Origin of the sequence: Chelatococcus sp. CO-6, assembly GCF_001271345.1 — a bacterium.
Classification (GTDB): domain Bacteria; phylum Pseudomonadota; class Alphaproteobacteria; order Rhizobiales; family Beijerinckiaceae; genus Chelatococcus_A; species Chelatococcus_A caeni.
The window spans coordinates 181,495-206,985 of record NZ_CP012399.1 but is presented as its reverse complement, the minus strand read 5'-3'; the positions used below and the strand labels follow the sequence as shown (position 1 = coordinate 206,985).

General features: G+C 68.7%; 24 protein-coding genes and 1 pseudogene. 4 read left to right on the top strand and 21 right to left on the bottom strand.

The features are described 5' to 3' along the window. Positions 1-52: 52 nt before the first annotated feature. Together AL346_RS21500 and AL346_RS21495 are read right to left on the bottom strand one after the other, a co-directional pair. Positions 53-874 carry an ABC transporter permease gene (locus tag AL346_RS21500; RefSeq protein ID WP_050996688.1) on the bottom strand — a complete coding sequence of 274 codons (822 nt, stop codon included), beginning with the start codon at positions 872-874 and terminating at the stop codon, positions 53-55. Between the two features lie 231 nt (positions 875-1,105). Continuing rightward, the gene (locus tag AL346_RS21495) at positions 1,106-1,930 is read right to left on the bottom strand and encodes a LysR family transcriptional regulator (protein ID WP_245258930.1); all 825 of its coding nucleotides are present in this window, start codon (positions 1,928-1,930) and stop codon (positions 1,106-1,108) included. A 142-nt stretch (positions 1,931-2,072) separates the two neighbouring features. Here AL346_RS21495 and AL346_RS21490 point away from each other — a divergent pair, with 142 nt between their 5' ends. Beyond that, positions 2,073-3,152: an alpha/beta fold hydrolase gene (locus tag AL346_RS21490; protein WP_026015355.1), complete on the top strand. Its 1,080-nt coding sequence runs from the start codon at positions 2,073-2,075 to the stop codon at positions 3,150-3,152. Between the two features lie 95 nt (positions 3,153-3,247). Here AL346_RS21490 and AL346_RS21485 read toward each other — a convergent pair whose 3' ends face one another. Further along, positions 3,248-4,183 (bottom strand): dihydrodipicolinate synthase family protein, encoded by a 936-nt coding sequence (locus AL346_RS21485; RefSeq protein ID WP_026015354.1) that lies wholly within the window; start codon positions 4,181-4,183, stop codon positions 3,248-3,250. Between the two features lie 125 nt (positions 4,184-4,308). On the opposite strand from AL346_RS21485, the gene AL346_RS21480 reads away from it, so the two are divergent. After that, on the top strand, positions 4,309-5,172 hold the full coding sequence (locus AL346_RS21480; RefSeq protein ID WP_019403472.1) for a LysR family transcriptional regulator: 864 nt from the start codon (positions 4,309-4,311) through the stop codon (positions 5,170-5,172). Here AL346_RS21480 and AL346_RS21475 read toward each other — a convergent pair. The 15 genes and pseudogenes from AL346_RS21475 to AL346_RS21405 all read right to left on the bottom strand — a co-directional run bounded on the left by AL346_RS21475 (position 5,169) and on the right by AL346_RS21405 (position 19,448). Further along, a complete protein-coding gene (locus tag AL346_RS21475; protein WP_019403471.1) occupies positions 5,169-5,852 on the bottom strand; it encodes a PIG-L deacetylase family protein in 684 nt (227 codons plus the stop codon). The genes AL346_RS21480 and AL346_RS21475 overlap by 4 nt on opposite strands. A 16-nt stretch (positions 5,853-5,868) precedes the next feature. Then, entirely contained in the window at positions 5,869-7,155 is a 1,287-nt protein-coding gene (locus tag AL346_RS21470) for a trehalase family glycosidase (RefSeq protein WP_019403470.1), read from the bottom strand. A 1-nt stretch (position 7,156) separates the two neighbouring features. Continuing rightward, positions 7,157-8,230 carry an ABC transporter ATP-binding protein gene (locus tag AL346_RS21465; RefSeq protein ID WP_019403469.1) on the bottom strand — a complete coding sequence of 358 codons (1,074 nt, stop codon included), beginning with the start codon at positions 8,228-8,230 and terminating at the stop codon, positions 7,157-7,159. A 22-nt stretch (positions 8,231-8,252) separates the two neighbouring features. Then, the gene (locus tag AL346_RS21460; protein ID WP_019403468.1) at positions 8,253-9,104 is read right to left on the bottom strand and encodes a carbohydrate ABC transporter permease; all 852 of its coding nucleotides are present in this window, start codon (positions 9,102-9,104) and stop codon (positions 8,253-8,255) included. Further along, entirely contained in the window at positions 9,101-9,964 is an 864-nt protein-coding gene (locus tag AL346_RS21455; RefSeq protein WP_019403467.1) for a carbohydrate ABC transporter permease, read from the bottom strand. Before AL346_RS21455 ends, AL346_RS21460 begins: the two co-directional genes overlap by 4 nt. A gap of 68 nt (positions 9,965-10,032) precedes the next feature. After that, complete coding sequence (locus AL346_RS21450; protein ID WP_245258911.1) at positions 10,033-11,319, bottom strand: ABC transporter substrate-binding protein; 1,287 nt, start codon at positions 11,317-11,319, stop codon at positions 10,033-10,035. A 78-nt stretch (positions 11,320-11,397) separates the two neighbouring features. Further along, on the bottom strand, positions 11,398-12,456 hold the full coding sequence (locus tag AL346_RS21445; RefSeq protein WP_019402825.1) for a LacI family DNA-binding transcriptional regulator: 1,059 nt from the start codon (positions 12,454-12,456) through the stop codon (positions 11,398-11,400). A gap of 63 nt (positions 12,457-12,519) precedes the next feature. Beyond that, positions 12,520-12,987: a deaminase gene (locus AL346_RS21440; RefSeq protein WP_019402826.1), complete on the bottom strand. Its 468-nt coding sequence runs from the start codon at positions 12,985-12,987 to the stop codon at positions 12,520-12,522. 14 nt (positions 12,988-13,001) lie between these two features. Beyond that, positions 13,002-13,346: a ferredoxin gene (gene fdxA, locus AL346_RS21435; protein ID WP_019402827.1), complete on the bottom strand. Its 345-nt coding sequence runs from the start codon at positions 13,344-13,346 to the stop codon at positions 13,002-13,004. A gap of 21 nt (positions 13,347-13,367) precedes the next feature. Further along, positions 13,368-14,144, bottom strand: a complete 777-nt coding sequence (locus tag AL346_RS21430) for an enoyl-CoA hydratase-related protein (protein ID WP_019402828.1) — start codon at positions 14,142-14,144, stop codon at positions 13,368-13,370. Further along, the gene (locus AL346_RS21425; RefSeq protein ID WP_019402829.1) at positions 14,141-15,328 is read right to left on the bottom strand and encodes a CaiB/BaiF CoA-transferase family protein; all 1,188 of its coding nucleotides are present in this window, start codon (positions 15,326-15,328) and stop codon (positions 14,141-14,143) included. Before AL346_RS21425 ends, AL346_RS21430 begins: the two co-directional genes overlap by 4 nt. A 14-nt stretch (positions 15,329-15,342) precedes the next feature. Next, on the bottom strand, positions 15,343-16,698 hold the full coding sequence (locus tag AL346_RS21420) for an FAD-dependent oxidoreductase (protein WP_019402830.1): 1,356 nt from the start codon (positions 16,696-16,698) through the stop codon (positions 15,343-15,345). Between the two features lie 42 nt (positions 16,699-16,740). Beyond that, a complete protein-coding gene (locus AL346_RS21415) occupies positions 16,741-17,589 on the bottom strand; it encodes an ABC transporter permease (RefSeq protein WP_019402831.1) in 849 nt (282 codons plus the stop codon). Continuing rightward, positions 17,589-18,400 (bottom strand): annotated as a pseudogene (locus AL346_RS21410) (ABC transporter ATP-binding protein). The gene AL346_RS21415 and the pseudogene AL346_RS21410 overlap by 1 nt, the downstream one beginning before the upstream one ends. 16 nt (positions 18,401-18,416) lie before the next feature. Beyond that, entirely contained in the window at positions 18,417-19,448 is a 1,032-nt protein-coding gene (locus tag AL346_RS21405; RefSeq protein WP_019402833.1) for an ABC transporter substrate-binding protein, read from the bottom strand. 199 nt (positions 19,449-19,647) lie between these two features. Between AL346_RS21405 and AL346_RS21400 the strand changes: the two genes are divergently transcribed. Together AL346_RS21400 and AL346_RS21395 are read left to right on the top strand one after the other, a co-directional pair. Next, on the top strand, positions 19,648-20,562 hold the full coding sequence (locus AL346_RS21400; protein ID WP_019402834.1) for a LysR family transcriptional regulator: 915 nt from the start codon (positions 19,648-19,650) through the stop codon (positions 20,560-20,562). Positions 20,563-20,668: 106 nt separating this feature from the next. Next, positions 20,669-21,550, top strand: coding sequence for a DUF72 domain-containing protein (locus AL346_RS21395; protein ID WP_019402835.1), 882 nt, complete (start codon positions 20,669-20,671; stop codon positions 21,548-21,550). A gap of 77 nt (positions 21,551-21,627) precedes the next feature. Here AL346_RS21395 and repC read toward each other — a convergent pair whose 3' ends face one another. The 3 genes from repC to repA all read right to left on the bottom strand — a co-directional run bounded on the left by repC (position 21,628) and on the right by repA (position 25,436). Further along, entirely contained in the window at positions 21,628-23,028 is a 1,401-nt protein-coding gene (gene repC / locus AL346_RS21390; protein WP_019402836.1) for a plasmid replication protein RepC, read from the bottom strand. A gap of 192 nt (positions 23,029-23,220) precedes the next feature. After that, entirely contained in the window at positions 23,221-24,228 is a 1,008-nt protein-coding gene (gene repB, locus AL346_RS21385; RefSeq protein WP_019402837.1) for a plasmid partitioning protein RepB, read from the bottom strand. Then, complete coding sequence (gene repA / locus AL346_RS21380) at positions 24,225-25,436, bottom strand: plasmid partitioning protein RepA (protein WP_019402838.1); 1,212 nt, start codon at positions 25,434-25,436, stop codon at positions 24,225-24,227. Before repA ends, repB begins: the two co-directional genes overlap by 4 nt. Positions 25,437-25,491 lie beyond the last annotated feature (55 nt).

Genomic DNA, 25,491 nt, shown 5'->3' with positions numbered 1-25,491 from the left:
GAGCTCTGTCAGAGCGTTGCTTTGGTGCTCCCGTCTTGGCGCGGGATGAGGATCAGGCTGTCGCGATGACGTCGGCGCGCTGGCTCGCGTGCCAGGGCACGGCGAGGCGCTCGACGAGGTCGATGGTCCAGAACAGGACGACGCCGATGAGGGCGAGGATGGTGAGCGCCGCGAACATCGTCGGCAGCTCGAAATTGCCGATGGAGCGCTGCAGCACGAAGCCGATGCCGGAATTGGCGCCGACGAACTCGCCGACGACGGCCCCGACCACGGCGAGCGTCACCGACACCTTGAGGCCGGAGAAGATCGACGGCAGCGCGTGCGGCAGGCTGACGATCATGAAGGTCTGCAGCCAGGAGGCCTTCACCGAGCGGGCGAGGTCGCGCATGTCGGGCTCGACCGACTTGAAGCCCTGCACGCCGGCGACGACGACGGGGAAGACGCCGAGTAGGAAGGCGGAGATGACCTTCGGCGCCATGCCGAAGCCGAACCAGACGACGAGCAGCGGCGCCACCGCCACCTTCGGGATCGACTGCGAGAAGACGAGCAGCGGATAGAGATAGGCCTCCACCGTGCGCGAGCCGGCGATGAGCATGGCGAGCGGGATGCCGACGGCGACCGACAGGGCAAAGCCGCCGATGGTGGCGATCGTCGTCGGCACGGATTCGGCGAGCAGCATGTCGCGCTCGTGGACGAGGACGAGGATGACGTCCCACGGCTTGGGCACGAGATAGGGCGGGATGGCGAAGAGCCTGACCGCCAGCTCCCACAGCACGACGATGACGACGATGAGACCGACCGGCCGCACCCAGGCCGAATCAAGCCATTGCACAAGGGTGCGTCCGCTCCCACGAGAACCCGCGGCACGGGCCATGGCGCCTTCCTCCCCAGACGAAGCGCGAGAATCGCGCACGGCGTGTGATCACGCTCTTAAGTAACTCATCAGGTAGTTACTATTGGACGAGAGCGGCGGACTGTCAAGCACCGCCCGGGCAAGGGGCGTGACGCTGCGGCGCGCGCCCGGCGTGGTCTATGGCCGGTCCGGCGCAAGGGATGAGACCGCCAGCGGCAATGGGATCGCCGATCCAGGCACGACGGACGATCGTCAGATCGCCTGGCGGAAAAGCTCCCATACCCGCCGGACGACAGGCGGCTGCGCCCCGCGCCGCGCGATCATCGAGAGCGAGAAGGCCGGCACGGCCGCGTCCGCGATCGCAGCATAGCGGACCCCGTCAAAAGCGACCCGCCGGATCGATTCCGGCAAGAGCGCTGCGCCGAGGCCCGCCGAGACGAGCGACAGCATCGTCAGCGCCCGTGTCGCTTCCTGCACGACCTGCACTTCGATCCCGGCATTGGTGAAGCTGTCCATGATGCAGGCGTGCAGCACCGGGCCCTGGGCCGGCGGAAAGAGGATCAGCCCGCAGGCGGCGATCTGTTCCAGACTGACAGGTCCCGTTCCTCCATCGTCGGGCAGGGCCGCCACGCTCGTCTCGGCGGGCAATTCGAGGACGGCCAGGCGCTCGCCCGTTCCGAGGGGAGGATGGGCAAAGCCGATGTCGATCGCGCCTGCGGCAAGGGCATCGAGTTGCTCGTTGGTCGACATTTCGACCAGCCTCGGCTTCACGCCCGGAAGCGCCTGCCGCAGCCGGCCGAGGCGCCTCGGCAGGTGGTGATAGAGGGCTGCCGAGACGAAGCCGATCCTGACCTCGCCGGCGGCGCCGTGCTCGGCGGCCCTTGCGAGAGCGAAGGCTGCATCGGCATGCTGGAGGGAGGCGCGGGCCTCATCGAGAATGGCGATTCCGGCCCGCGTGAGGGTCAGCCGCCTGTTCGCCCGATCGAAAAGACGGACGCCGAGCTCCCTTTCCAGCCTGGCGATCGACTGGCTGAGCGGCGGCTGCGCCATGCCGAGGCGCGCTGCCGCTTGTCCCATGTGCAGTTCCTCGGCGACGGCCAGGAAGTGGCGAAGATGGCGAAGCTCCATATCGCCACGATATCAAAACCCATCAGATGCATCATCGATCGAGGCGCTTCGGCCCGTCATCTTCCCCGGATCACAGTCGAGGGAAGACGCGATGACCCGATTAGCTACGCTCATCCTGGCAGGTGCACTCATGGGACCGGTCGCGACAGCTGCCTCCCAGCCCCCGGTCGAAAGGACCGACCAGTACGTTGATCTGCCGTCCGGCGAGCGCCTTTTCGTCCGGGAAGTGCGCAGCCCCGGCGGGCCCGCCGAGATCGCTTCGGCCGTCCTTCTCATCCATGGGGCGCGGGTGCCCGGCGTGGCGTCCTTCGATCTTCCGGTGCCCGGAGGCTCCCTGGCAGCCGACCTCGCCGAAGCAGGCCACGCCGTCTACATCCTCGACCTGCGCGGCTACGGTGGATCGAGCAGGCCGGCGGCGATGGAGCGGCCGCGAGCCGAAGCTGAGCCCTTGATGCGGACCGAGGATGCGGTGACGGACATCGCCGCCGCGATCGACGCCATCATCGGCTGGAGCGGAGACCCGCAGGTCGGCATCATCGGCTGGGCGACCGGAGGGCATTGGGCCGGCGCCTATGCGGCGAGATATCCGCAAAAGGTCGAGCGGCTCGTCCTCTACAACACGCTCTATGGTGGCTCGCGCGAACACAAGTCGCTCGGCCACGGCTCGCCGCTCGAGGATCCCGCGAGGCCGGGGCACTTCAATGCGGCAGCCTACGGCGCCTATCGCCTCAATACCGGGGCAAGCCTGTTGCCGGCATGGGACAACAGCATTCCGGTGCCCGATAAGGCCTCCTGGCGGGACGAACGCGTCAAGCAGGCCTATGTCGAGGCCGCGCTGGCATCCGACCCGACGTCGCAGAGCCGCGAGCCGCCAAGCTTCCGCTCTCCGAGCGGGGCCATGGCCGACAGCTTCGAACTGGCGACCGGCAAGCGGCAGTGGTCCGCATCCGCGCTCAGCATGCCCGTGCTCGTGCTGCGCTCGGAGGCCGACTTCTGGAGCCGGCCGGAGGATGCGCTGGCGATCGCCGGCGAAGCGCCGCAAGCGGAACGCGTCACGATCCCCAACGCGACGCATTTCGTGCATCTCGACAGGAGCGAAAGTGGCCGCGCCGCCTTCCTCAGCGCCGTGACACGCTTCCTCGCACCATCTGCGGCTTCGCAGCAGGACTGATCGAGGCAAGCCCGGGGCGTCGGCCCGTCGCGGCCTCGCGCCCGACGCTCTGCAACGGCCGTCCCCTGACAGGGCCGGCGCGGTGCGAAACGGCGTCAGACGAGCCCGGCAGCGCGCGGGTCGCGGGTGGCGAGGCGCTTGAGGAGATAGTCGATCTCGGCCACGGCCGCCTCGGAAAGGCGGCCCGCCGGCTTGCGCTGCGCATCGGAGGCGAGGATGCCGCGGCGCATCATGACATATTTGCGCACGGCGAGGCCGACGCCCGGCTGCTGCTCGTAGCGGAGCAGCGGCAGATGCGCGTCGAAGACGTCGTGGGCCGCATCGCGCTCGCCGCGCGCCTGCAACCGGACGACGTCGATCAGCATCTCGGGGAAGGCATAGCCGGTGTTGGCGCCGTCGGCGCCGCGCTCCACCTCGAAATCGAGGAAGAGGCCGCCGTTGCCGCACAGGATCGCAATCGGCCGCATGGACCCGTCCTGCTGGAAGCGGCGCAGCGCGGAGATCTTCTCGAGGCCCGGCCAGTCCTCGTGCTTCAGCATCACGCAGGAGGGATTGTCCGTGACGATGCGGCGGATGACGCCGGGCGTCATGACGACCGAGAGCGTCAGCGGATAATCCTGGATGACGAAGGGGATGTCGGCGCCGATCGCCTCCACCGCCTGGGCGTAATAGGTGACGATCTGGTCGTCGGTGCGCAGCGACGAGGGCGGCGCGATCATCACGCCGGCGGCACCAAGGTCCATGGCCGAGCGCGCCATGGCGCGCATGGCGGCGAAGCCTGGCGCCGAGACGCCGACGATGACGGGAAGATCGCCGACGCGCGCGATGCAGCGCTTGACGAGGGCGACCGATTCCTCGGCCTTCAGCTTGGGCGCCTCGCCCATGATGCCGAGCACGGTGAGGCCGTCGGCGCCGATCTCGCGATAGAAGTCGAACAGCCGGTCGACGCTCGTCCAGTCGATCTCGCCCGACGGGGAAAAGGGCGTCGGCGCGATGGGGAACACGCCGCGGGCTTCGTTGGTGAGGGGCATCGTCGTCTCCATGGCCAGCGTTCGGGCAGCTTCCAGGATAGCGCCCTTCCTGCCCACTCATCGCCGTTGGCCGTTCGAAATAAAATCTCTATTGTTGTTTCTTCAAACGATAGATTTCCTGTTCGATGGACACGCGCTTCCTCGAGAGTTTCGTCGCCGTGGCGGACCACGGCTCCATGGCCGAGGCCGCACGGCGCCTCGCCATCACGCCCGCCGCCGTGGCCCAGCGCATCAGGGCGCTCGAGGCCGAGCTCGGCACCTCCCTCCTTGCCCGCGCCGGGCGCACGATGCAGCCGACGGAAGCCGGTGCCGCCGTCATCGAGCGGGCGCGCCTCCTCCTCAACGACGAGCGCGAACTCAAGGCGCTCGCCCTCGCCGACACGCCGGCGGGCGAATTGCGCATCGGCGCCATCGCCACCGGCGTCACCGGCCTTCTGCCGGGCGTGCTGGCGCGCCTCGCGGCCAACCATCCGCAGGTCGAGATCTATGTGCAGCCGGGCAACTCGATCGAGCTCTACGATCGGGTAATCGGCGGCGAGCTCGATGCGGCGCTCATCGTCGAGCCGCCCTTCGCGCCGCCCAAGACCCACGCCTTCGCCCTGCTGCGGGAGGAGCCAATCGTCCTCGTCGCGCCGCACGGGCGGGCGGGAGAGGACCCGCTGCGGCTCCTCGCGCGCGAGCCCTTCATCCGCTACGACCGCAACCACTGGGGCGGTCGGCTGGTCGATGGCGCGCTGCGCCGGCTCGGCATCCGCCCGCGCGAGCGCTTCGAGCTCGACGCGCTCGATGCCATCGCGGTGCTGGTCGATCGCGGGCTCGGCGTCGCTCTGCTGCCCGACTGGCCGCCGCCCTGGCCCGAGGGGCTCGCCATCGCCAAGCTGCCGGTGCCGCGTCTCGCCGTCACCCGGCGCATCGGGCTGATCTGGCCGCGCAACTCGCGGCGCCGGCGGCTGATCGAGGCGCTCATCGGCGAGGCGCGCGGGCGCTAGCGGGATAACGGCCGGCCGAGCGGGCGCAGCGGCGGCGCCGGCGGCAGCAGGCCGCGAATGTCGCTGAAGGGAAAGCGCGGCGAGAAGGAGAAGGCCTCCGCATAGGCGCAGCCGTCATAGCCGCACTGCAGCGCCCGAAAGCGGTTCCAGCCCGTCACCGCCTCGACGAAGCGCTGCGGCCGCTGCGAGGCATGCGCCGCGATGGCCGCGCATTTGGCGGCGAAATGGGCCGAGATGTCGACATAGATCGTCGGCGCGGCATCGACCCCGAGGAGGGTGTCGGCGAAGAGCACCGGCACGCGGAAGCGCGCGGCGTCGCTCACCAGATGGCTGAGCGCCCGATGGTCCGGGTGATAATCGTTCGGCGCGTGTGTCACGATGAGGTCGGGCGCCGTCTCCTCGATCAGGGCGGCGATGCGGCCGGGCACCGCCCGGTCGTCGGCGAGGGCGCCGTCCGGCGCGTCGAGGAAGACCGGCGTGACGCCGAGGACGGCCGCGCCGGCCAGCGCCTCGGCCCGGCGGGTGCGGCGCAGAGCCTCCTTCTCCCCCTCCCCTCCGGCGGCGCCGTCCGTCGCGATCGCCCAGCCGATGTCGTGGCCGCCGGCACGGTAGGTGGCGAGGAGGCCGAAGAAGAAGATCTCGACGTCGTCCGGATGGGCGCCGAAGCCGATGATGCGCATCGTTTTCCCTCGCGCCTCAGGCGGCGGCGCTCGTCGCCAGCGTCTCGATGAGGATCGCCGCCGTCCAGGTGAAGTTGCCGCCGCCGAGGCCCTCGCCGGTCAGCGGATCGTAATATTCGGCGAAGCCGTTTTCGACGAGCGCCAGGCTGTCGGCCCGCACGGCAGCCGCATCCGCGGCGAAGCCGCAGCGGTCGAGCCCGTCGGCGAGGAGATAGTTGATGATCAGCCAGCACGGCCCGCGCCAGTAGCGCTTGGGCTCGAAGCGCGGATCGGTGGGATCATGCGTCGGCACACCGTGGCGCACGCGCGTGCGCAGGGTGCGGATGCGATCGCGCATCGCGGCGCGCTTCTCCGCATCGCCCAGCCCGGCGAGGAGGGGCAGGAGGCCGCCCACCGACGGGCTCGCGATGAGCTGTCCGGCGACGCGGTCGAACGGCAGGTACTGGCCGAGATCGCGGCTCCAGAGGCCGTCGAAGGCCGCGCGCGCCCGCGCCGCGCGCGCCCGCGCCTCCTCCGCCAGCGCCTTGTCGCCGAAGCGCTCGGCGAGGTGGGCGATGTCCTCGTCGGAGCGGACGAGGATGGCGTTGATGGCCGGATCCACGACCTGGAAGGGCGAGGCATCGTGCAGCAGGCGGTTGTCCCAGCCGAGGTCGCGGAAGCGCTGCACCAGCCAGAGATAGCGGTCGTACTCGGCCTTGTGCGGCCGTTCGGCGGCGTCGACATGCTGGGTGTCGCGGCGAACGTAGGGCTCCACCCCCGCCGTCGGCACCCGCGCCAGGGCCTCGTCCCAGTCGATGCTGTTGTCGCGCCCCGATTCCCAGGGATGCAGGATGGCGACGAGGCCGGAGCCGGCGGGATCGCGCATGGCATGGAACCAGCGGTGCCAGGCGGCGATCTTCGGCAGGAGGGCTCGCGCCTTCTCCTCCGCGAAGGCCTGGTCGGCCGCCGTCTCGACGAGGCGGCGCAGCACGAGGCCGGCGACCGGCGGCTGGGTGATGCCGGAGGTCGGCGTCGGCCGGCCGGTGCGCCAGACGTCGGGGCCGGGAAAATAGCTGTCGTCGGGCGTGTGGAAGACGATGTGCGGCACCATGCCGTCCGGCCACTGGTGGGCGAAGAGCGTCTCGATCTCGAGGAAGGCGCGGCGCTCGTCGCTGTGGCGCTGGCCGAGGGCGGTCAGGCAGGAATCCCAGTTCCACTGGAAGGGATAGAGCCCCTTGGTCGGCACGGTATAGGCGCCGCGGTCATTGTCGCGCACGATCGCGGCGGCGCGCGTCCGCAGGGCCTCGAGGGAATGGGTCGTCATCTCATGCTCCGGTGACGGGTTCAGGCTGTGTGATCTCGGCCAGGCTCGCGCCGCTGTCGGCGTCGAACCAGCGCGCCCGGCCGGGACGCGGCGCGAGCACCAGGGTTTCGCCGGGACGAACGGCAAGGTCGTTGTCGAGCACGGCGCGGAAGAGGTGGCCGGCGAGGTCCATGGTCACGAGCTGGTGCGGACCGAGCGGCTCCACCACCTTGACGCGGCCGGCAAAGCCCTCGCCGGCCGGCGCGAGGTCTTCCGGCCGGATGCCGAAGGCGAGCGCTCCGCCGCTGGCCGGCGCATCGCGGAAGAGATGGCCGGCGACGCGCGCGCCCTCTCCTTCCCGGCTGGCGGGCAGGAAGTTCATGGGCGGGTTGCCGATGAAGCCGCCGACGAAGCGCGTCGCGGGGTGGTGATAGACCTCGGGCGCCGGCGCCGCCTGGACGATGCGGCCCTCGTGCATGACGGCGATGCGGTCGGCGAGGCTCATCGCCTCCACCTGGTCGTGCGTGACGTAGATGGTCGTGGTGCGGCTCTCCTGCAGCACGCCCTTGAGCTCGGCGCGCATCTCGAGCCTGAGGAGGGCGTCGAGGTTGGAGAGCGGCTCGTCCATCAGGAGGACGGCGGGTTCCACCGCGAGCGCGCGGGCGACGGCGACGCGCTGGCGCTGGCCGCCGGAGAGCTGGCCGGAATAGCGCTTCAGCAATTCCTCGATGTGCAGCATGCCGGCGACGCGGCGCACCTTCCGCTCGATCTCGGCCGCCGGCATCTTCTGCATGGCGAGGCCGAAGCCGATGTTGTCGAACACCGTCATGTGCGGAAAGACGGCGTAGTTCTGGAACACCATGGCGATGCCGCGCCGGCGCGGCGGCAGGTCGTCCACCCGCCGGCCGCCGATGCTCACCGTGCCCTCGCTCGCCGTCTCGAGCCCCGCGATGATGCGCAGGAGCGTCGTCTTGCCCGAACCGGAGGCGCCGAGAAGGACGACGAATTCCCCGTCCGCCACCGTGAGGTCCACGGCGTGCAGGGCCTGGTGGCTGCCGAAGCGCTTGGCGACCTGCCTGATGTCGATATCGGCCATCCGGTGACCCTTTGCTCATCGCCTAGCGGTTGGCGATGCCCCAGAGGGAGAAGAGATATTTGCGCACGGCGAAGAGGAAGAGGAGCGCCGGCACGATGAGGACGGCCCCGCCGGCGAACTTGAGCGGCAGGGGCGAGACATCGAGGCTCTGCAGCAGGAAGGCCGTCAGCGTCTTGTTCTCGATGGTGAGCACCGCCGCGGCGAAGACCTCGTTCCACGAGATGACGAAGGCGAAGATGCCCGCCGCCGCGATGCCCGGCAGCGCCAGCGGCAGCACCACCTTGCGGAAGGCGGAGAGCCGCGAGCAGCCGAGCGTCCAAGCCGCCTCCTCGAGCTCCTCGGGAATGCTCATGAAGAGCGAGGCCATGATCAGCACGGCAAAGGGCATGGCAAGCGTCGTGTGGACGAGCGCCAGGCCGATGATGGTGTCGTCGAGGCCGACGCGGATGAAGAGCACCGTCAGCGGCAGGGCGAGCAGCGGCAGTGGGAAGGCGCGCGTCATCAGCACCGCGAGGCGGAAGAGGTTCGCCCCGGGGAAGCGGAAGCGCGCCAGCGCGTAGCCGGCCGGCGCGCCGAGGCCGATGGACAGCACCATCGTCAGCCCGGCGACGAGGAAGGAGTTGAGCAGCGCCCGCGGCACGCCGGCGTAATTGGCGAAGAAGGCGAGGCTCGCGAGGTCGAACTCCGGCACCAGCGACTTCGGCCAGGCCGTCACCGCCGCGACGGAGCCGAGCGCGTTGACGACGAGGAGGTAGATCGGCACCAACACCCAGGCGACGAGCACGATGACAGCGCTCGCCATGACGAGCCGGCCGCTGCTGCGCGGCTCGGCCCGCGCCGGGGCTTCGGCTTCGGTGGTCGCGAAATCGGTCATGCCGCGGCCTCCCGCGTGCGGTCGCGCAGCGCCCACAGGAAGAAGACCGTGAAGGCGAGCGAGATGGCGAGGATGACGATGGCATAGGCCGAGGCCACCTTGTGGTCCTGCAGGTCGAACTGCCAGGAATAGGTCTCGCCCATCAGCACCGGCAGGTTGTTGCCAGCGAGGACGGCGACGACGGCGAAGACCTCGAAGGCGAGGATGGTGCGCAGGATCAGCGCCGTCTGCAGGCTGGGCCTCAGCAGCGGCAGCATGATGAGGAAGAAGCGCTTCAGCGGCCCCGCGCCGAAGACCTCGGCCGCCTCGTCGTATTCCTTCGGGATGAGGCCGAGGCCGGCGACGACGATGACGAGCACGATGGCCGTGGCGCGCCACACCTCCGCGACGACGACCGCGACGAACAGGCCCGCCGTGTTGCGGTAGTCGAGCAGGTTCTGCGGGCCCGGGATGACGCCGAGGCCGTAGAGGATGCTGTTGAGGAAGCCGTTCTGCTCGAGCAGCGCGAACCAGATGAGCCCGGCCGCGAGGTCCGAGATGCCGAGCGGGATGGTGAAGACATAGAGGACCACGTCGCGCCCGCGCCTGAGGCGCGTGACGAGGCTCGCCATGACGAGCGCAAGCGTGATCTGGATCGGCACGACGACGAGGGCGAGGCCCAGCGTGTTGCTGAGCGCGGGCATGAACTTCCAGTCGTCGGCCATCGTCCTGAAATGCGCGAGGGTGAAGCCCTCGTCGCTCGTGAAGGCCTCGAGGACGACCTGCACGAAGGGCACGAAGAAGAAGGCCGCGAGGAACAGGCTCGCCGGCAGGATGAGCAGGTAGGGCAGCACCTTCTGGCTGCTCAGCAGTCTTTGCATCGCACGCCTCCGCAGGGACGGCCGGCGCGGAACGCCACTGGCGTCCGCGCCCGTCCACGCCGTACCGGTCATTCCACCGGGCAGGGCCCTTCGCTCGCCTTGTCCGGCGCCCAGCACGGGGCCTTGCTCTCACTCATGATGTCCTTGAGCGTCGCCCCCTGTTCATCGAGCACCTGGCGCACGTCCTGGCCGCGCAGCACGACGCGCTGGAACGTGTCGATGAACACCTTGTTGAACTTGCCGTCGAGGCCGCCGAGACCGATGGGCAGCAGGCTCGGCTTGGCGTCCGGCGCCGCGGACTGGGCGGCGACCGCGGCTCCCGACATCTTCACCGCGGCAGGCATGTCGTCCGGCAGCGTGACCTCGACGACGGGGAAGAAGCTCGTCGCCCGGAGGGTCGCGATCTGCGTCTCGGGCTTCAGCATGTAGGCGGCGAGCGCCTTGGCCTCCTCGACATTCGGTGAGGTCTTCGGGATGGCGATGCCGGCGACGACCGGCATGAAGCCGCGCCCGGCGGGGCCGGCCGGCGCCGGGAAGGTGACGAACTGATCCGGCTTCTGGTTGAGCGCGTCCTGCAGGCGCGCCGTATGCTCCCAGGCGACCCAGACCTCGCCGGTGAGCAGCGGCTCCTGCATGAAGCCGTAGTTGGTCGAGGCGGGGTTGACCTCCTCCCACAGCGTCTTGAAGGCGTTCCACATCGCCTCCGCCTCGGGCGAGCGGAACTTCGTCACGACCGAGCCGGTGTAGGAGGGATAGAGATAGCCCTGGAAGAAGCGGTGCAGCAGGCCCTTGGGGCCGGCCGGCAGGCCGATCTTGGGCGATCCCGTCGCCTCGCGCATCGCCTTGCCCCAGGCGATGAGCTCGTCATAGGTGAGCTTCTGGACGTCGGCACCGGCCGGCAGGTACTGCAGGGCCTCCTTGTTGGCGGCCATGACGTAGCTCGCCTGCATCCAGGGCAGGTATTTCTGCTCGGCCGTGCCGTAGGTGCCGAGCGAGACGAGGGCGGGATTGATCTTGGCGTCCCCCGCCGCCGAGAGCACGCCCTTCAGGTCGACGAGGTCGGACGACAGCGACGCGAGCTCGCCGTGCAAGCCGCCGAGCAGCGCGATGGTGCCCTTGCCGGCCTTCAGCTCCGCCTGGATGCGGGTGAAGAAGGGGCCCGCGTCGTTGCCATAATAGTCGACCGGCTTGCCGAAGCCGCCGAGCACCTCGGTGCGCATCTTCTGCGTCTCTTCGACGGGCTTGGCCTGGGTCGACCAGAACAGGAGTCCCTGCGCCTCGGCCCGCCCGGTGACGCCCAATGCGAGCGTCAGCGCGGCGAGCGCGATCATCGTTCCCTGTTTCCTGCGCATCATGTCACGTCCTCCCCTTCGGTTCGGCGGAGCGCCTTGTTGTCGCTCTTCACGCTCCCACCGCTGCGGCACCGGCCGCGTTCATGTGGCCCCGGCCGGCGCGGGCCCGTGGCTCGCGCGCGGCACGAAGCGTGGCTCGACAAGATGTCCGGCGATGCCGGTCTCGCCCTTCTCGAGACGCTCGACCACCATGGCGGCGATCATCGCCGCACCCTCGGCGATGTTCTGGCTGAAGGTCGTCAGCGGCGGGTCGGCGTAGGCCGCCACCGGCGTGTCGTCGAAGCCGACCACAGTGAGCGCCTGCGGAACGGAGATGCCCTCGCGCCGCGCCTCGTCGAGAACGGCGAGCGCGAGCTGGTCCTTGAGGCCGACGATGGCAGTGGGCCGCGGATCGCGGTTGATGAGCTGTGCCGCCGCCCGCGCCATCGCGGCCGCGTCGCCGAGCGGCACCGTCAGCACGTCCGGCTGCGGCAGGCCCGCTTCGGCGAGCGCCCTCTCGAAGCCGCGCCGGCGCAGGAAGGCATAGGTGAAGTCCTTCGTCGGCGCGAGCATGGCGAAGCGGCGGTGGCCGAGGGCGATGAGCCTGCGGCCGAGGTCGTGGAAGGCGCCCTCGCCGTCGGTGTCGAGCCAGGAATAGGCGTCGGTGCCGGCAAGCGTGCGCCCGTGCGCGACGAAGGGCACGCCGCGCTCGATGAGGAAGGCGACGCGCGGGTCCTGGCAGGTCAGGCGATAGAGCACGACCGCGTCGGCCCGCCGGCTCTCGACGACGCGTTGCAGCACGGCAAGGTCGTCCTGCCCTGCGGGCACGGTCGCGAGAAAGAGATCCCGCCCCCTCTGCGTGAGGCCGCCGGCGAGACCTGCGAGAAAGTCGGCGAGATAGGGATCGACGAGCTCGTGCGGATGGATCGGCAGCAGCATGCCGACGAAGTTGCTGCGGCCGGAGACGAGCATGCGGCCCACCTGGTTCGGCACGTAGCCGAAGGCGTCTGCCGCCTCGCGCACGCGCCGCCGCGTCTCCTCGCTCACGTCCGAATAGCCGGCGAGCGCCCGCGACACCGTCGTGATCGACAGGTCGAGGTGGACCGCAAGTTCCTTGAGGCGCAGCCGCTTCGTCCCCGTCTTGTGCGTGCGTGTGTGCATCGGCCTTCCAAAACGTTTTGGAAAGGTGCCGCCAACGTCCTGACGAGTCAAGCGGCTGCGCGCTCAGCCGGGGATCGCGGCCACGTCCCAATCGGCCGCGGCGGGACCATCGAGATGGACGACTTCCACCCTCCCCTCCTCCAGGATGATGGTGGAGGCACGGAAGGAGACGCCCCAGGTGCCGTCATCATAATCGACAGCGGGCACGAAGAGCCGGCGGATGCCGGACTGGACGATGCCGCGGGCGCAGTCGAGGCAGGGATAGAGATTGCAGAACAGGCTGGCACCGGCGAGCGCGATGCCGCGGCGTGCGGCCTCGTAGATGGCGTTGCGCTCGGCGTGCTCCATGAAGACGAAGCGCGCCTCGCCGTCGCAGCGCTCGTCGAGCGCGGCAACGCCCGTCGGAAAGGTGTTGAAGCCCGTGATCGTCGTGCCATCGGCCGCGACGAGGACGGCGCCGACCTTGCGGCGCCGGTTGGGGCTATGCTCCGCCGCCGCCCGCGCGGCATCCATCAGCGCGTCGATATCCATGCTCCCTCCGCGCCTCAAGTCCTCGGCAGGGCGGTGCCTGCAGGAGCCGCGGCGACGAGCGGGTGGTCGCGGTCGCTCACGTGGCGGCTGTCGGCGCCGCCCGGCGCGCCCCAGCCGGTGACCTGCGGTCCGAAGAACTCGGCATTGGCCGCGGCGAAGGCGGCTTCCGCCGCCGGCAGCTCGTCATCGGCATAGATCGCCTGCACGGGGCAGACCGACAGGCAGATGCCGCAGTCGATGCATTCCTCCGGGTGGATGTACATCATGCGGCCGCCTTCATAGATGCATTCGACCGGGCAGACCTGCTGGCAGGCGCCGTCCTTCACGTCGATGCAGGCCGAGGCGATAATATGGGCCATGGCGCACCTCCCCGGCGCGGATCAGGCTCCGCGCCACTGTGGCGGTCTCTTCTCCTGGAAGGCGCGCACGCCTTCCTCCTGGTCGGACGACATGAGCGCCTCGACGAGCGCCGGCAGGCGCAGCATCTGGGCATCGCGCGGGCTCATGCCGGCCCCGGCCCGCACCATCTGCTTGATGGCCCGCACCGACAGCGGCGCGCAGGCGAGGATGTCGGCAAGCCAGCGGTCGACGGCCGCGTCGAGCTCGGCCGACGGCACGACCTCGTTGACGAGGCCGAAGCGCAGCGCCTCCTCGGCGCCGATGCGCCGGCCGGTGAGCAGCATGCCCATGGCCCATACATGCGGAATGCGCCGCGTCAGCAGGGCAATGCCGCCGTCGAGGGCCAAGCGGCCGACGCGCGGTTCCGGCAAGCCGAAGGTGGCGTTGCTCGCGGCGACGACGATGTCGCAGCCGAGCACCATCTCCATGCCGCCGCCGAGGGCATGGCCGTTGACGCGGGCGATCACCGGCACGTCGAGCGTCTCGCGCAGGGCGATGCCGCCGAAGCCGCCGGGCCGTGGCGCCGCCCAGTATTCGAGCCCGCTCGCACCCGAGCCGCCCTTCATGTCGGCCCCCGTCGAGAAGGCCCGTTCGCCGCCGCCCGTCAGCACCACGGCGCGGATGTCGCGGTCCGCCTCGATCGCCCGCCAGATCTCCTCGAGGCGCTTCTCCGTCGGCGCGTCGACGGCGTTGAGCCGCTCCGGCCGGTCGATGGTGACGCGCGCGACATGGTCGGTGACCGTGAAGAGCACGCTCATGCCAGCACCCCCGCGGCCTTGAGCGCGGCGATGCGCTCGCCCGCGAAGCCCGCCTCGGCGAGCACCTCGTCGCCGTGCGCGCCGAGATCCGGCGGATCGTAGCGGTGCTGGAAGGCGGAGGGATGCATGGTCAGCGGCGTGCCGACGAGCCCGAGCGCGTCGTCCTGCTTCAGCGACACGACCGTGCCGTTGGCCTTCGTCTGGTCGTGCGCGAGGGCCTCGGACAGGTTCAACACCGGTGCGCACAGGAGGTCCTGCTCGTCTAGCCGGGCGAGCCAGTGCTCCGTCGTATTGGTGGCGAAGCGCTCGCGGAACAGGGCCTGCAGCTCCGCCTTGTGCGCCACCTGGCCCTGGAAGGTGGCGTAGCGCTGGTCCTGCGACAGGTCCTGCAGACCGAGCGCCGTTGAGATGTCGCGCAGGGGATTAGTCTTGAAGGCGCCGACGAGGACGATGGCCCCGTCCCTCGTCCGGAAGACGCCGGTCAGCGGATAGGCGCCCCAGCTGAAGTCCTTGCCGCGCTGCAGCCACATCGCCGCTTCCTGCATCTGCATGGCGAGCATCGATTCGAACAGCGACACCGAGACCTGCTGACCGCGGCCCGTGCGCTCGCGATGCAGGAGCGCGAGCAGGATCGCCTGGACGAGGTGCATGCCCGCCGAATAGTCGCACAGCGAGGTGGCGTAGATGGTCAGCGGCTCATCGTCGTTGCACTTGCGCAGCATGACGCCCGACAGGGCCTGGGCAAGGATGTCCTGGCCGCCCTTGTAGGCGAGCGGGCCGGACATGCCGAAGCCGGTGCCGAAGGCGCAGATGATACGCGGGTTGATCTCGGCGAGGCGCTCGTAGCCGAAGCCCATGCGCTCCATGACGCCGGCGCGGAAGTTGTTGACGACGACGTCGGCCGTGCGGACGAGGTCGTAGATCACCTCCCTGCCCTCCTCGCGCCTCAGGTCGAGCGCGACGGAGCGCTTGTTGCGGTTGAGGCTGCGGAAGACCGGGTTGTTCGGCCCGTCCGGATCGTCCGGCACGGAGGCGCGCGACAGGTCGCCGACGCCCGGCCGCTCGATCTTGATGACGTCGGCGCCGTAGTCCGCGAGCACCTGGGTGGCGCTCGGTCCCAGCATGACCTGGGAGAAGTCGATGACCCGGATGCCCGTCAGCGGCTGCACGTTGTCCTGATGCATGATCCCCTTCCCGCCTATTCCGCCGCCACGGCGACGAGCGCGTTCTGCGCCGGCCGGTCGCCGGGGTCCGCCCCCTGCGCCCTGAGCCTTGCCTGCAGCGCGGCGACATCCACCCTATCGATGGTCACGCCCGCGTCGAGGGCCAGCGCCGCGGCGACGCCGGCCGCCTCGCCCATCGCCATGCAGGGCGGGATCTCGCGCGAGATGCGCTGGGCGGACGAGGTGGCGGAATAGTGCCGGCCGGCCACGATGAGCTGCGAGACGTCGCGCGGCAGCAGCGAACGATAGGGATAGTAGTAGTCGCGGCCGCGGGCCACCGTATCGGCGAAGTGGCGGCGCTGCGTCACGTCCTCCTTGGTCATCACGTAGACGCCCTCGAGCAGGCGTGTCTGGCGCACGCCGATCTGCGGCGCGACGTCAATGACGAAGGCGTTCTCGAAGCCCGGCATCTTCGCGCGCACGAAGGTGAGCAGCGCCGTGATGCGGTCCCGCCCCACGAAGTCGGCGCGCGTCAGGTCCTCGACCTTGAGCCCGTCGAAGCCGGCCATGTGCGGGCAGTTGCACCAGACGATGCCCGGCAGCGGCGTCTTCAGCCACCACTTGTCCCATGAGCCGCCCATGATCTTCTTGGCCTCGCGGTCGAGGGCCGCGAAGGCTTCCGGTTCCTCGTACTCGAAGCGCTCGGCGGCCTCCGTATCGACCCCGCCGAGGCGGAAGACCGTGGTGACGATGAAGGAGCCCTCGCTGAAGGGCGCGCCGGCGGAGGCCGCGACATCGAGATCCCCCGTCGCATCGACGACGATGGAGCCCATGACGGCCTGCCGGCCGCTCTTCGTGTCGCAGATGACCCCGGCGATGCGGCCGCCCTCGACGATCGCCCGCGAGAACCAGCTGTGCAGGCGCAAAGTGATGCCCGCCTCGCGCACCATGTCGTTGGCGGCGCGCTTGTAGCCGTCCGGGTCGAAGGCGGCCGCATAGCAGATCGGCTGCGGCTTGACGTGGGAATGGAAGTCGAAGACGCCCCAGCGAGACCACTTGCGCCACAGCGTCTCGTCCGAGAGGCGCTCGCCCTCCGGCGGCACGACGCACAGGCCGAGCCGCTCCATGCGGTCGATCATCTCGCCGCACAGGCCGCGCACGCTGATCTCCGGCCCGTTGCACATGTCGTCGAGGACGAGGACCATGCCGCCCGAGGCGAGGCCGCCGAGATAGGCATAGCGTTCCAGCAGGATGACCGAGAGGCCGTTGCGGGCGCCGGCGACGGCTGCTGAGATGCCGGCCGGACCGCCGCCGACGACGACGAGATCGGCCCGCGCGGCGACCGGCACGCGGCCCTCGCGCTCGTTGATGAAGTCAGGGGTCGTGGACATGGGATCACAGCTCCGGAAAGGGCTTGCGGACGGGGCGGCGCCTCAGCCGGCGCGCCCGGCGTTCCACTTGAGGAAGCGATGCTCGGCCCAGGAGATCAGCCCGAAGAAGGTCGCCGAGAAGACGGAGCCGACGACGATCGTGGCGTAGAGCAGCGGCGAGTCGAAGTTGTAGGTGGCCTGGATGATGAGGGCGCCGATGCCGCTCGTCGCGCCGATCCATTCGCCGACGATGGCCCCGATGACGGCCGTGGAAGCGGCGATCTTGAGCGCCGAGAACAGGTAGGGCAGCGCGTTCAGCAGGCGCAGCTTGAAGAACACCTCCCGCGGCAAGGCGGAGAGGATGCGCATCAATTCGAGCTGCTGCGGGCTGACGTCGCGCAGGCCGCGCGTCATGTTGACGAGGGTGGGAAAGAAGCAGATGAGCGCCGCGATGGCGATCTTCGGCTCCATGCCGTTGCCGAGCAGCAGCACGAGGATTGGCGCCTTGGCGACGACCGGCACCGTGTTGATCATTACGGCGACGGGGAAGAACGCCTCCTCCAGCGTGCGCTTGTAGACGAAGGCGGTGGCGATGAGGATGGCCGCCGCATTGCCGAGGAGGAAGCCCAGCAGCGCCTCGATCGCCGTCGGCACCAGGTTCTGCATCAGCAGGCCGAACTTGGCATAGAGGACCGTGGCGACGGCGCTCGGTGCCGGAGCGATGAAGGGGCGGATGCCGAAGGCCCGGACCGCCCCCTCCCACAGGAGGAGAAGGCAGGCGACCGCGATGAGCGGCAGCAGCCTTTTGCGCCACTTGAGGTAGCGCTGCATGCCGTCGAAGCGGGCCTGGGCTTCGGCATCGTCGGTGAAGGCACTGGCGATCGGCAGGGCGTGGACGGCTTGCGAGGACATCAGCAGGTCTCCAGCACACGCCGCAGATGGGCGACGAGCTCGATGAAGGCGGACGTTTCGCGCATCGGGATGCGCCGCGGGCTCGGCAGGTCGACCGGCACGCGCTCCTGCACCCGGCCCGGACGGGCGGCGAGCAGCAGCACCTCCTCGCCGAGGAAGGCGGCCTCGTAGAGCGAATGGGTGACGAAGAGAATGGTCGTGCCCGTCTCCGCCCAGACCTGCAGCAGCTCCTCGTTGAGCCGGTCACGCGTGATCTCGTCGAGGGCGCCGAAGGGCTCGTCCATGAGCAGCAGCTTCGGGTCGTTGACGAGGGCGCGGGCGATCGACACGCGCTGGCGCATGCCGCCCGAGAGTTCGTGCGGATAGGCCTTCTCCCAGCCGGCGAGCCCGACGAGTTCCAGCAGCTCACGCGGCGAGCGCTTGCCCGGCCGTGCCCGGCCCCGCCCACCTCGAGCGGCAGCTCGACATTCTCGATGACGGTGCGCCACGGCAGCAGGGCAGCATCCTGGAAGACGAAGCCGATGTCGCGCCGTTCCCGCGCTGCCGAGGGCGGCCCGCCGAGCACCTCGGCCCGGCCGCTCGTCGGCGCGATCAGGTCCGCGATGACGCGCAGCAGGGTCGACTTGCCGCAGCCCGAGGGTCCAAGCAGGGTGAGGAAGCCGCCCTGCCGCACCTCGAGGTCGATGTTCTCGAGCGCCGCGACCGTGCCGCGCTCGGTCGTGAAGCGCACGCCGACGCCGGACAAAGCGATGGCGGTGGAAGTTGTCGCGGCCGGCCGGGACGGCGGCCGCTGCAGGGCGGCGACGGACATGGCATCCTCCTGCCGGTCAGCCGATCTTCGGCCGGTTGTCACGTGTCGCCTCGAGCACCGCCGGCGTCATCACCTTATCGAGCGACGGCGCACCGGCGGAGAATTCCTTCAGCGCGTCATAGAGCGTGATCTGCTCCTGCCAGATGCCGGGGTCGAAGGTGGCCCAGCCGGCCTGCCTGGTCTTCTCGTTGAAGATGTACTTGAGCAGCATCTTCGAGGCGGTGAGCTCGTCCTCCCGCACAGCGGCCGGATATTCCGCGAGGAAGAGGTCGACGGCCTTCTCGGGATTGTCGAAGGCATATTGCCAGCCCTTGCCGGCGGCCCGCAGGAAGGCGGCGAGCAGCGGTGCCTTGGTCTGCAGCGTCTCTTCGGTCGCGTAATAGGGCATGGCGTAGAGCCGGACGCCGCTGTCCCACAGGCGCATGGTGATCATCTCGGGGCCGAGCACCTTGAGCGCCGTCGTGTTGGTCTCCCAGCCCGTGACGCAGTCGACCTGGCCGGTGAGCAGCGGCGACATGTCGGAGCCGATGACGACGACCTCGACATCGCTCTCGGCGATGCCATTGGTCTTGAGCAGGGCGCGCAGCAGGGGCTTGCCGGTCGCCTGGATGCCGACCTTCTTGCCGACCATGTCCTGCGGCTTGCGCACCGGGCTCTTCGGCAGGGAGAAGAAGCTGTAGGGATGTTCCTGGGCGCCGACGGCGAAGCACTTGACCGGGATGCCCTGCGAGGCGGCGAGGAGGAGCGAGGGGCTCGACGAGACCTGCCCAATCTCGTAGCGGCCGGAAGCCACGATGGCGATGCCGTCGATGTTCGGCCCGCCCGGCTGGATGACGAAGTTGATCTTCTCTTCCTCGAAATAGCCGAGGCGCTTGGCAACGATCTCGCCGAGCTGGTTGTTGTTCGCGAGCCAGCCGAGCTGCATGTTGACGGTTTCAGTCCCAGCCGCGGCGTGGCCACGGGTGCTGTTCAGGGCGGGACAGGCAAGGCCTGCCGCAAGCGCGGCACCGGCCTTCAGCACACGCCGGCGCGAAGCGAGCATCGTCATGGAAAGCAGACTCCCGAGAGTGGGCGGGCGGCCCGTTGATTCCCCTGCCGTGGCGGATCTTCTCTCGTCGCTCGACGGGTCCGCTCATCGGCATCTGCGACTTTAGGAGAGGTCTGGTGCACACCGGAAGAATAGATTTTAGTGCGAGGTGATGCCTTTTCGGCATCGCCTGCGGAAAGATCGACCAGAGGAACGAGCCATGCATGCGGTGGTGCTGCGCTATCTCGATCAGGTGGCCCGTTTCGGCTCCATCCGGCGCGCGGCGGAGGCGCTCAATGTCGCCTCCTCGGCGGTGAACCGGCAGATCCTGAAGCTGGAGGCGGAGCTCGGCGTCGCGCTGTTCGAGCGGCGCGGCAACGGCGTGCGGCTGACGCCGGCGGGCGACTACCTGCTGCGTCACGCGCGCAACACCCTGGCGGAGTGGCAGCGCACCTGCACGGACATTGCCGCTCTTGAAGGCGACATCCGTGGGGAAGTCCGCATCGTTGCCATTCCCTCGCTGCTGGTGAAGGCCATCCCGCACGCCATCGAGACGGTGGCGAAGCGTCATCCGCGCATCTCCTTCCGCGTCATCGATGCGGATCCCGCCGAACATACCGAGGAGATGCGGGCCGGACGGCCGGATATCGCCGTGCTCTTCATCGACCGGCGCATGCGCAACTACGAGGTGCTGACGCGGCTGCGCACGACGCTCGGCGCCATCATGCGTCCCGATCATCCCCTCGCCCGGGAGAGGACCGTTACGCTCACCCAGTGTGCGGCCTATCCCGTCGTCATGCTGAACGATCCGTGGCTGCTGGACGCGGCGTCCGAGACGGAATTCGTGCACAGCGGCGCCCAGTTCAATGCCCGCGTCATGTCCAATTCGCTGCTCGTGATGAAGGACGCGATGAAATCGGGGCTCGGCATCGGCTTTTTCACGCCGACGGGCTTCGTCGACGAGATCAGGCACGGCGAACTCGTGCACGTGCCGCTGGCGGAGCCAGGCCTTGCAGGAAGCGAGATCGGCCTGTTCGTCCACCGCGCCCGCGCGACGGCGCCACACGTGAGCATCTCGGCCAAGGCGATCGAGAGGGAGCTGGCCGGGATCACCGACGAAATCGCGGCGTTGTAGCGTCTCCCCCTCCCCTGCCGGCTGCCCGGCGACGGTTTGCGGCCGTAATCGGAACGCCTCCGCCCTGCCGGCTGTTCAATGGTGCGAACCCGCGAGCGACCGCACCATGAGCAGAACCGGAACCATCCGCATCGGCATTTCGGGCTGGACCTACGCGCCCTGGCGCGGGGTCTTCTACCCGCCGGGCCTGCCGCACAAGCGCGAGCTTGCCTACGCGGCGGAACGGTTCCGCTCCATCGAGATCAACGGCACCTTCTATGGCCTGCAGCGTCCGGAGAGCTTCGGGCGTTGGCGGGAGGAGACGCCGGACGACTTCGTCTTCGCCATCAAGGGGTCGCGCTACATCACCCACATGCTGCGGTTGAAGAACGTGGAGACGGCGCTCGCGAACTTCATGGCCTCGGGCGTGTTGCGGCTCGGGCCGAAGCTGGGGCCGATCCTCTGGCAGTTGCCGCCCCGCATGTCCTTCGATCCGGACGTCCTCGCGCCCTTCCTCGCCCTTCTGCCGGAGGACACGAAAGCCGCCGGGAAGCTTGCCCGCCGTCACGATGCACGGCTCGATGGGCGCGACTGGCTCGAGAGCGATGTCGACATGCCCTTGCGCCATGCCCTGGAGATCCGACACGACAGCTTCCGCACACAGGTGTTCGTCGATCTCCTGCGCCGGCACGGCGTCGCCCTCGTCTGTGCCGACAGCGTCGACTGGCCGCTCGTCATGGATCTGACCAGCGATTTCGTCTACTGCCGCCTGCACGGTTCCCAGGAGCTCTACGTCAGCGGCTATGACGATGCCGCACTCGAACGATGGGCGACATGGATCCGGTCCTGGGTCCGGGGCAACGATCCCCAGGGGGTGGAGCGCATCGCGGATCGCACCAAGCACCGGGCGGGAGGCCGCGACGTCTATGTCTATTTCGACAATGACGCCAAGGTTCGCGCGCCGGTGGATGCCGAGAGCCTCATCCGTCGCACGGGTTCGTCGAGTTGAGAATAGGTCCGGGGCGCTGCAATGGAGTGGGATTGTGGTTGTGACGTGCTCCAGAGACCGATGATCGGCCGAGAACCTCATGTCCCTGGTCCAGGTCGGGCGAAATGGCCGCGTACTGGATATCGGTTCATCTCTTCCGGATCGGTGCAGTCGGATCTTCCGAGGGGAATGGGCGGATGGAAGCGGGGGAACGAGAGCGTGCCGGGACGGTGGGGAGGGAGAGTGCCGATGGCCCTCCCGGCAGCCTCTTCATTCACTGTGGCGGCATCGCTTGTCGGTTGTTCTGCAGCGAGTTTGGCACGCCTCAGCGCCAGCAACATCGGACCGACCGAGAAGGTCCGGATCCTGGCGCGGGCGGTCAGCGCATGCAGGTAGGCCCGCGGACTGTGGATCTGGTCATGACGTTCCAGGACGGCAGCGATCACGGCGGCGGCCGTTCTGGGCCCGAGCAGTTGGCAACTCTCGTGCCAGGCATTCCGGCCGATACCAAGAAAGGTGCGGACGAGATCAGCGGCTTTCAGCAATTCGCTCCAGCTGGTGATCGGTGTGGAGCAATAGTCGGTGATTGTCGGGCAGGCGGAAAGAACATCCTCGAGGCGCACGTCGTCGTGACGACCGGTGGGCTGATGAAGGGCTGGAGGCGTTTCCGGAACCGTCGCGGCAATGGATCGGTCTTCAGATTCTGAATCCTCTGAAGATAGAGTCTGTAGGTGGCGCTCAGATTGGGATTCATCGGCGCTCATTTTTTGGGAAATGATGTTGTCTTCCAATGTCTTATGCACATCGTTGCAGAGGTGTTGCAGGGCGTTGGCAGTCGCTTCGAGAACGGCTTTCGTCGTTGTCGGGGGCAGCTGGCTGGAGAGACTGGCGAGTCGATCGGCCAGATCGGGCCAGGGGCCGGGCAGTGTTTCCTGCTCGGCGAACTGGATGAGCTTGCGCGCGTCGCGGCGTAGCAGCGTGATGCGTTCGCGCAGCAGTCGGACGGCCTTGCGGTGGGCTCTGACGTCGTCGGCGATGCGCTCGAACTCGCCGGCGCGGCTGACGAGCGGCGACAGGTCGAATCCGTAGGCGGTCTCGATGACGCCTCCCGGGCCCTTGCGGGCGTAACGCTTGCCGTTGGGACTGTCGCGGCGAATGACGAGCCCGGCCTCGACAAGGGCGGCGAGGTGCCGTCGCAGCGTCGCAGGCGCCATGCCATGGGCGCGCAACGACAGTTCGCGGTTCGAGGGAAAGACCACGAGCTCGTTGCCGGCCGCCAGCAGCGTTTCAGGATGGAAAGACAGAAGGGCGTTGAGGACGGCGAGCGAGCGGTCGCTCACGCCGAGCCTTGCCTTGCCTTCCGTGATGTCGCGGAAGACCTGCCATTTCTGGACCCGGCCTTCGCTTGCAGCCGCCCGGGCGGCGTTCTGCCTGGCCAATTGGCCAAGCGTCATCGGCCGCCGCCCGAAAGGCGTCGTGAAATAGGCGTCGCTCATCATTCCTGCTCCTCGCAGGCAAAAGATTTTTGCTCGCCGAAACGACGCCGACTCTTGACTGCGATTCGCGGAAGTGCGATTCTCACGGTCGCTACACACATGAGGAAGGGCTTCCGGAGCGGAGACGTTTCGGGGGCCTTTTCTTTTGCGGTGCTTGCTCCTTGAGTTGCTAAGGTTCGTGGCGATGGACGGGCCTCAGCGCCGCCCCTTCTCCTGCGCTGCGTAACGGTCGAACAGCGCCGGAATCTGATCGAGCACGAAGGCGGCAAAGCCCTCGTCGAGCGGCCGGGCGAAGGTGAGCTTGAGCGCGCGGCCCTTGTGCTCCGCGTCCGCGATCTTGGCCCCGTCGGTGGTGACGACAGCCTGCATCGGCGAGCGGCTTGCCCTCCCCTCCTCCGTCTGCGCCGTGGCACAGGCAAGGACCTGCAGGAAGCGGCTGTCCGAATCAGCCTGGCCGAAGGTCGCGCTCTTGATGAGGCGACGGGTGCGGGCGAGCGCGCCGGGCTCGGTCAGGCGGGCGGCGAGGGCCTGCCAACGCGGTCGCCCGATCTTCGGCGCGCGACCGATGGCGGTCACGATGTCCTCGGGGATCTCGCTTGCGACGGCGATGAGCTTGGAGACCTCGGCCCGGTCGACCGTGAGCGCCTCCTGGATCACGGAGCGCTCGTGCCCTGCCCGCTCGAGGCGCAGCGCAAAGACGGCGCGCTCGATGAAGGACAGGTCCTGCCGCGCCGAATTCTCGATGCCCTGGGCGATGACGAGATCGGTGTCGGACAGCGCCCGGATGACCGCCCGCACGTTGAGGCCGAGCTCGCGCGCGGCCCGGATGCGGCGGTGGCCGAAAGCCGTCTGGTAGCGGCCTTCCTGCGTGGGATGCCGGCGCAGCAGCACCGGCACCTCCTGCCCGTTGGCCCGCATGGAGGCCTTGAGCTGATCGAACTCGGGCCCGCCGTCGTCGTTGAAACGGTCGCTGTAGGGCGAGGGCTCGATGAGCGCGGGATCGACCTCGACGACGTTGGCGCCGGCGGCGATCGTCTCGCGCAGCACTTCGTTCTCGCGCTCGATGCCGGAGAAGGATTCCTTCATCGAGCGGATGGAGCCCGCGGCGACGCGCGGGAGCGGCGCAGCCTGGTTGTCAGCTGACAACGCCTGCGCCTGCGGCGCGCCGAAAAGAGCCTTCAGGGTATCGGATCGTTTCGTCATCGGCCCCACACTGCATTGATGAGCTGAACGATTTCGGCGTTGACGGCATCGACGGATTCGAGCGCCCGGTCATAGGCGGCCCGGCCGACGGAGCCGCGCTCGAGCTCGTAGAGCGACTGTTTGGTGAGCCCGGCGTTGGCGATGGCGGTGGATTTCCAGGCCGTAGCCTTGAGCACATCCTCGCCGAAGAGGCTGCGCAGCAGCGCAACGATCTGCGTCTCGGGGACGTCGTTGGGATCGTGCCGCGTCACGACGTAGCGGATGAAGTCGTGATCGAGCCGGCCGCCATATTCCTCGACGACCGACATGAGATCTGAGGTCATGAGCAGGAACTGGTTCATCGAGGCGACGTCGACCATCTGCGGATGGACGGTCACGACCATCGAAGTCGCCGCATTGAGCGCGCCGAGCGTGAGATAGCCGAGCTGCGGCGGGCAATCGATGACGACGATGTCGTAATCGTCCTCGACCTCGCTGATCGCGGTCGCGACGCGGCGGAAGAAGAGATTCTGGCCGCGGGCGCTCGGGTCGCGCATGGCGCGCGGCGTGTGGTGTTCGAACTCCATGAGCTCGAGATTGCCCGGCACGATGGAGACGCCGTCGAAATAGGTCGGGTGGATGATTTCCCGCATCGGCCGACGGTGCTCGTCATAGCGGATGGCGCCATAGAGCGTCTGGTTCTCGGCGATGTCGAACTCCGGCTGGTAGCCGAACATCGCCGACAGCGACGCCTGCGGGTCGAGATCGATGGCGAGAACGCGAAAACCGCGCAGGGCCAGATATTGCGAGAGGTAGAGCGAGGTGGTCGTCTTGGCCGACCCGCCCTTGAAATTGGCAACGGCGATGATCTGCAGCTTGTCGCCGGGCCGGCGCGTCGGCAGGAAATTGAGCGCCTCGCGCGGCCGCGAGGCGGCGAGATAGCGCCGGAGTTCATTGACCTGGCCGAGGCTGTAGGACCGGCGTCCACCGGTGAGGATCGTGGGCATGGGCCCGAGGCCATCGAGCGAGAGCTGGCGCAGATAGCCGTCGGATACGCCGATGATGCGCGCGACTTCCCCCGAGGTGAAGGAGCGCAGCGTCTTCTGGGCCATGGGCGGGAAGAGTGTCGCGCCGAGGCTGCGCAGCTGGGCCGAGAGAACGCCCGCGTGACGCGCTATCCTGGCCGAGGCCGACTCGATTCTGGTCTGGTTTTCGACGATCGTTTGCATATCCCACCGCTCTCAGACGGAATTATGGCGTTTAACGCTCACATGCCGTCTGGCG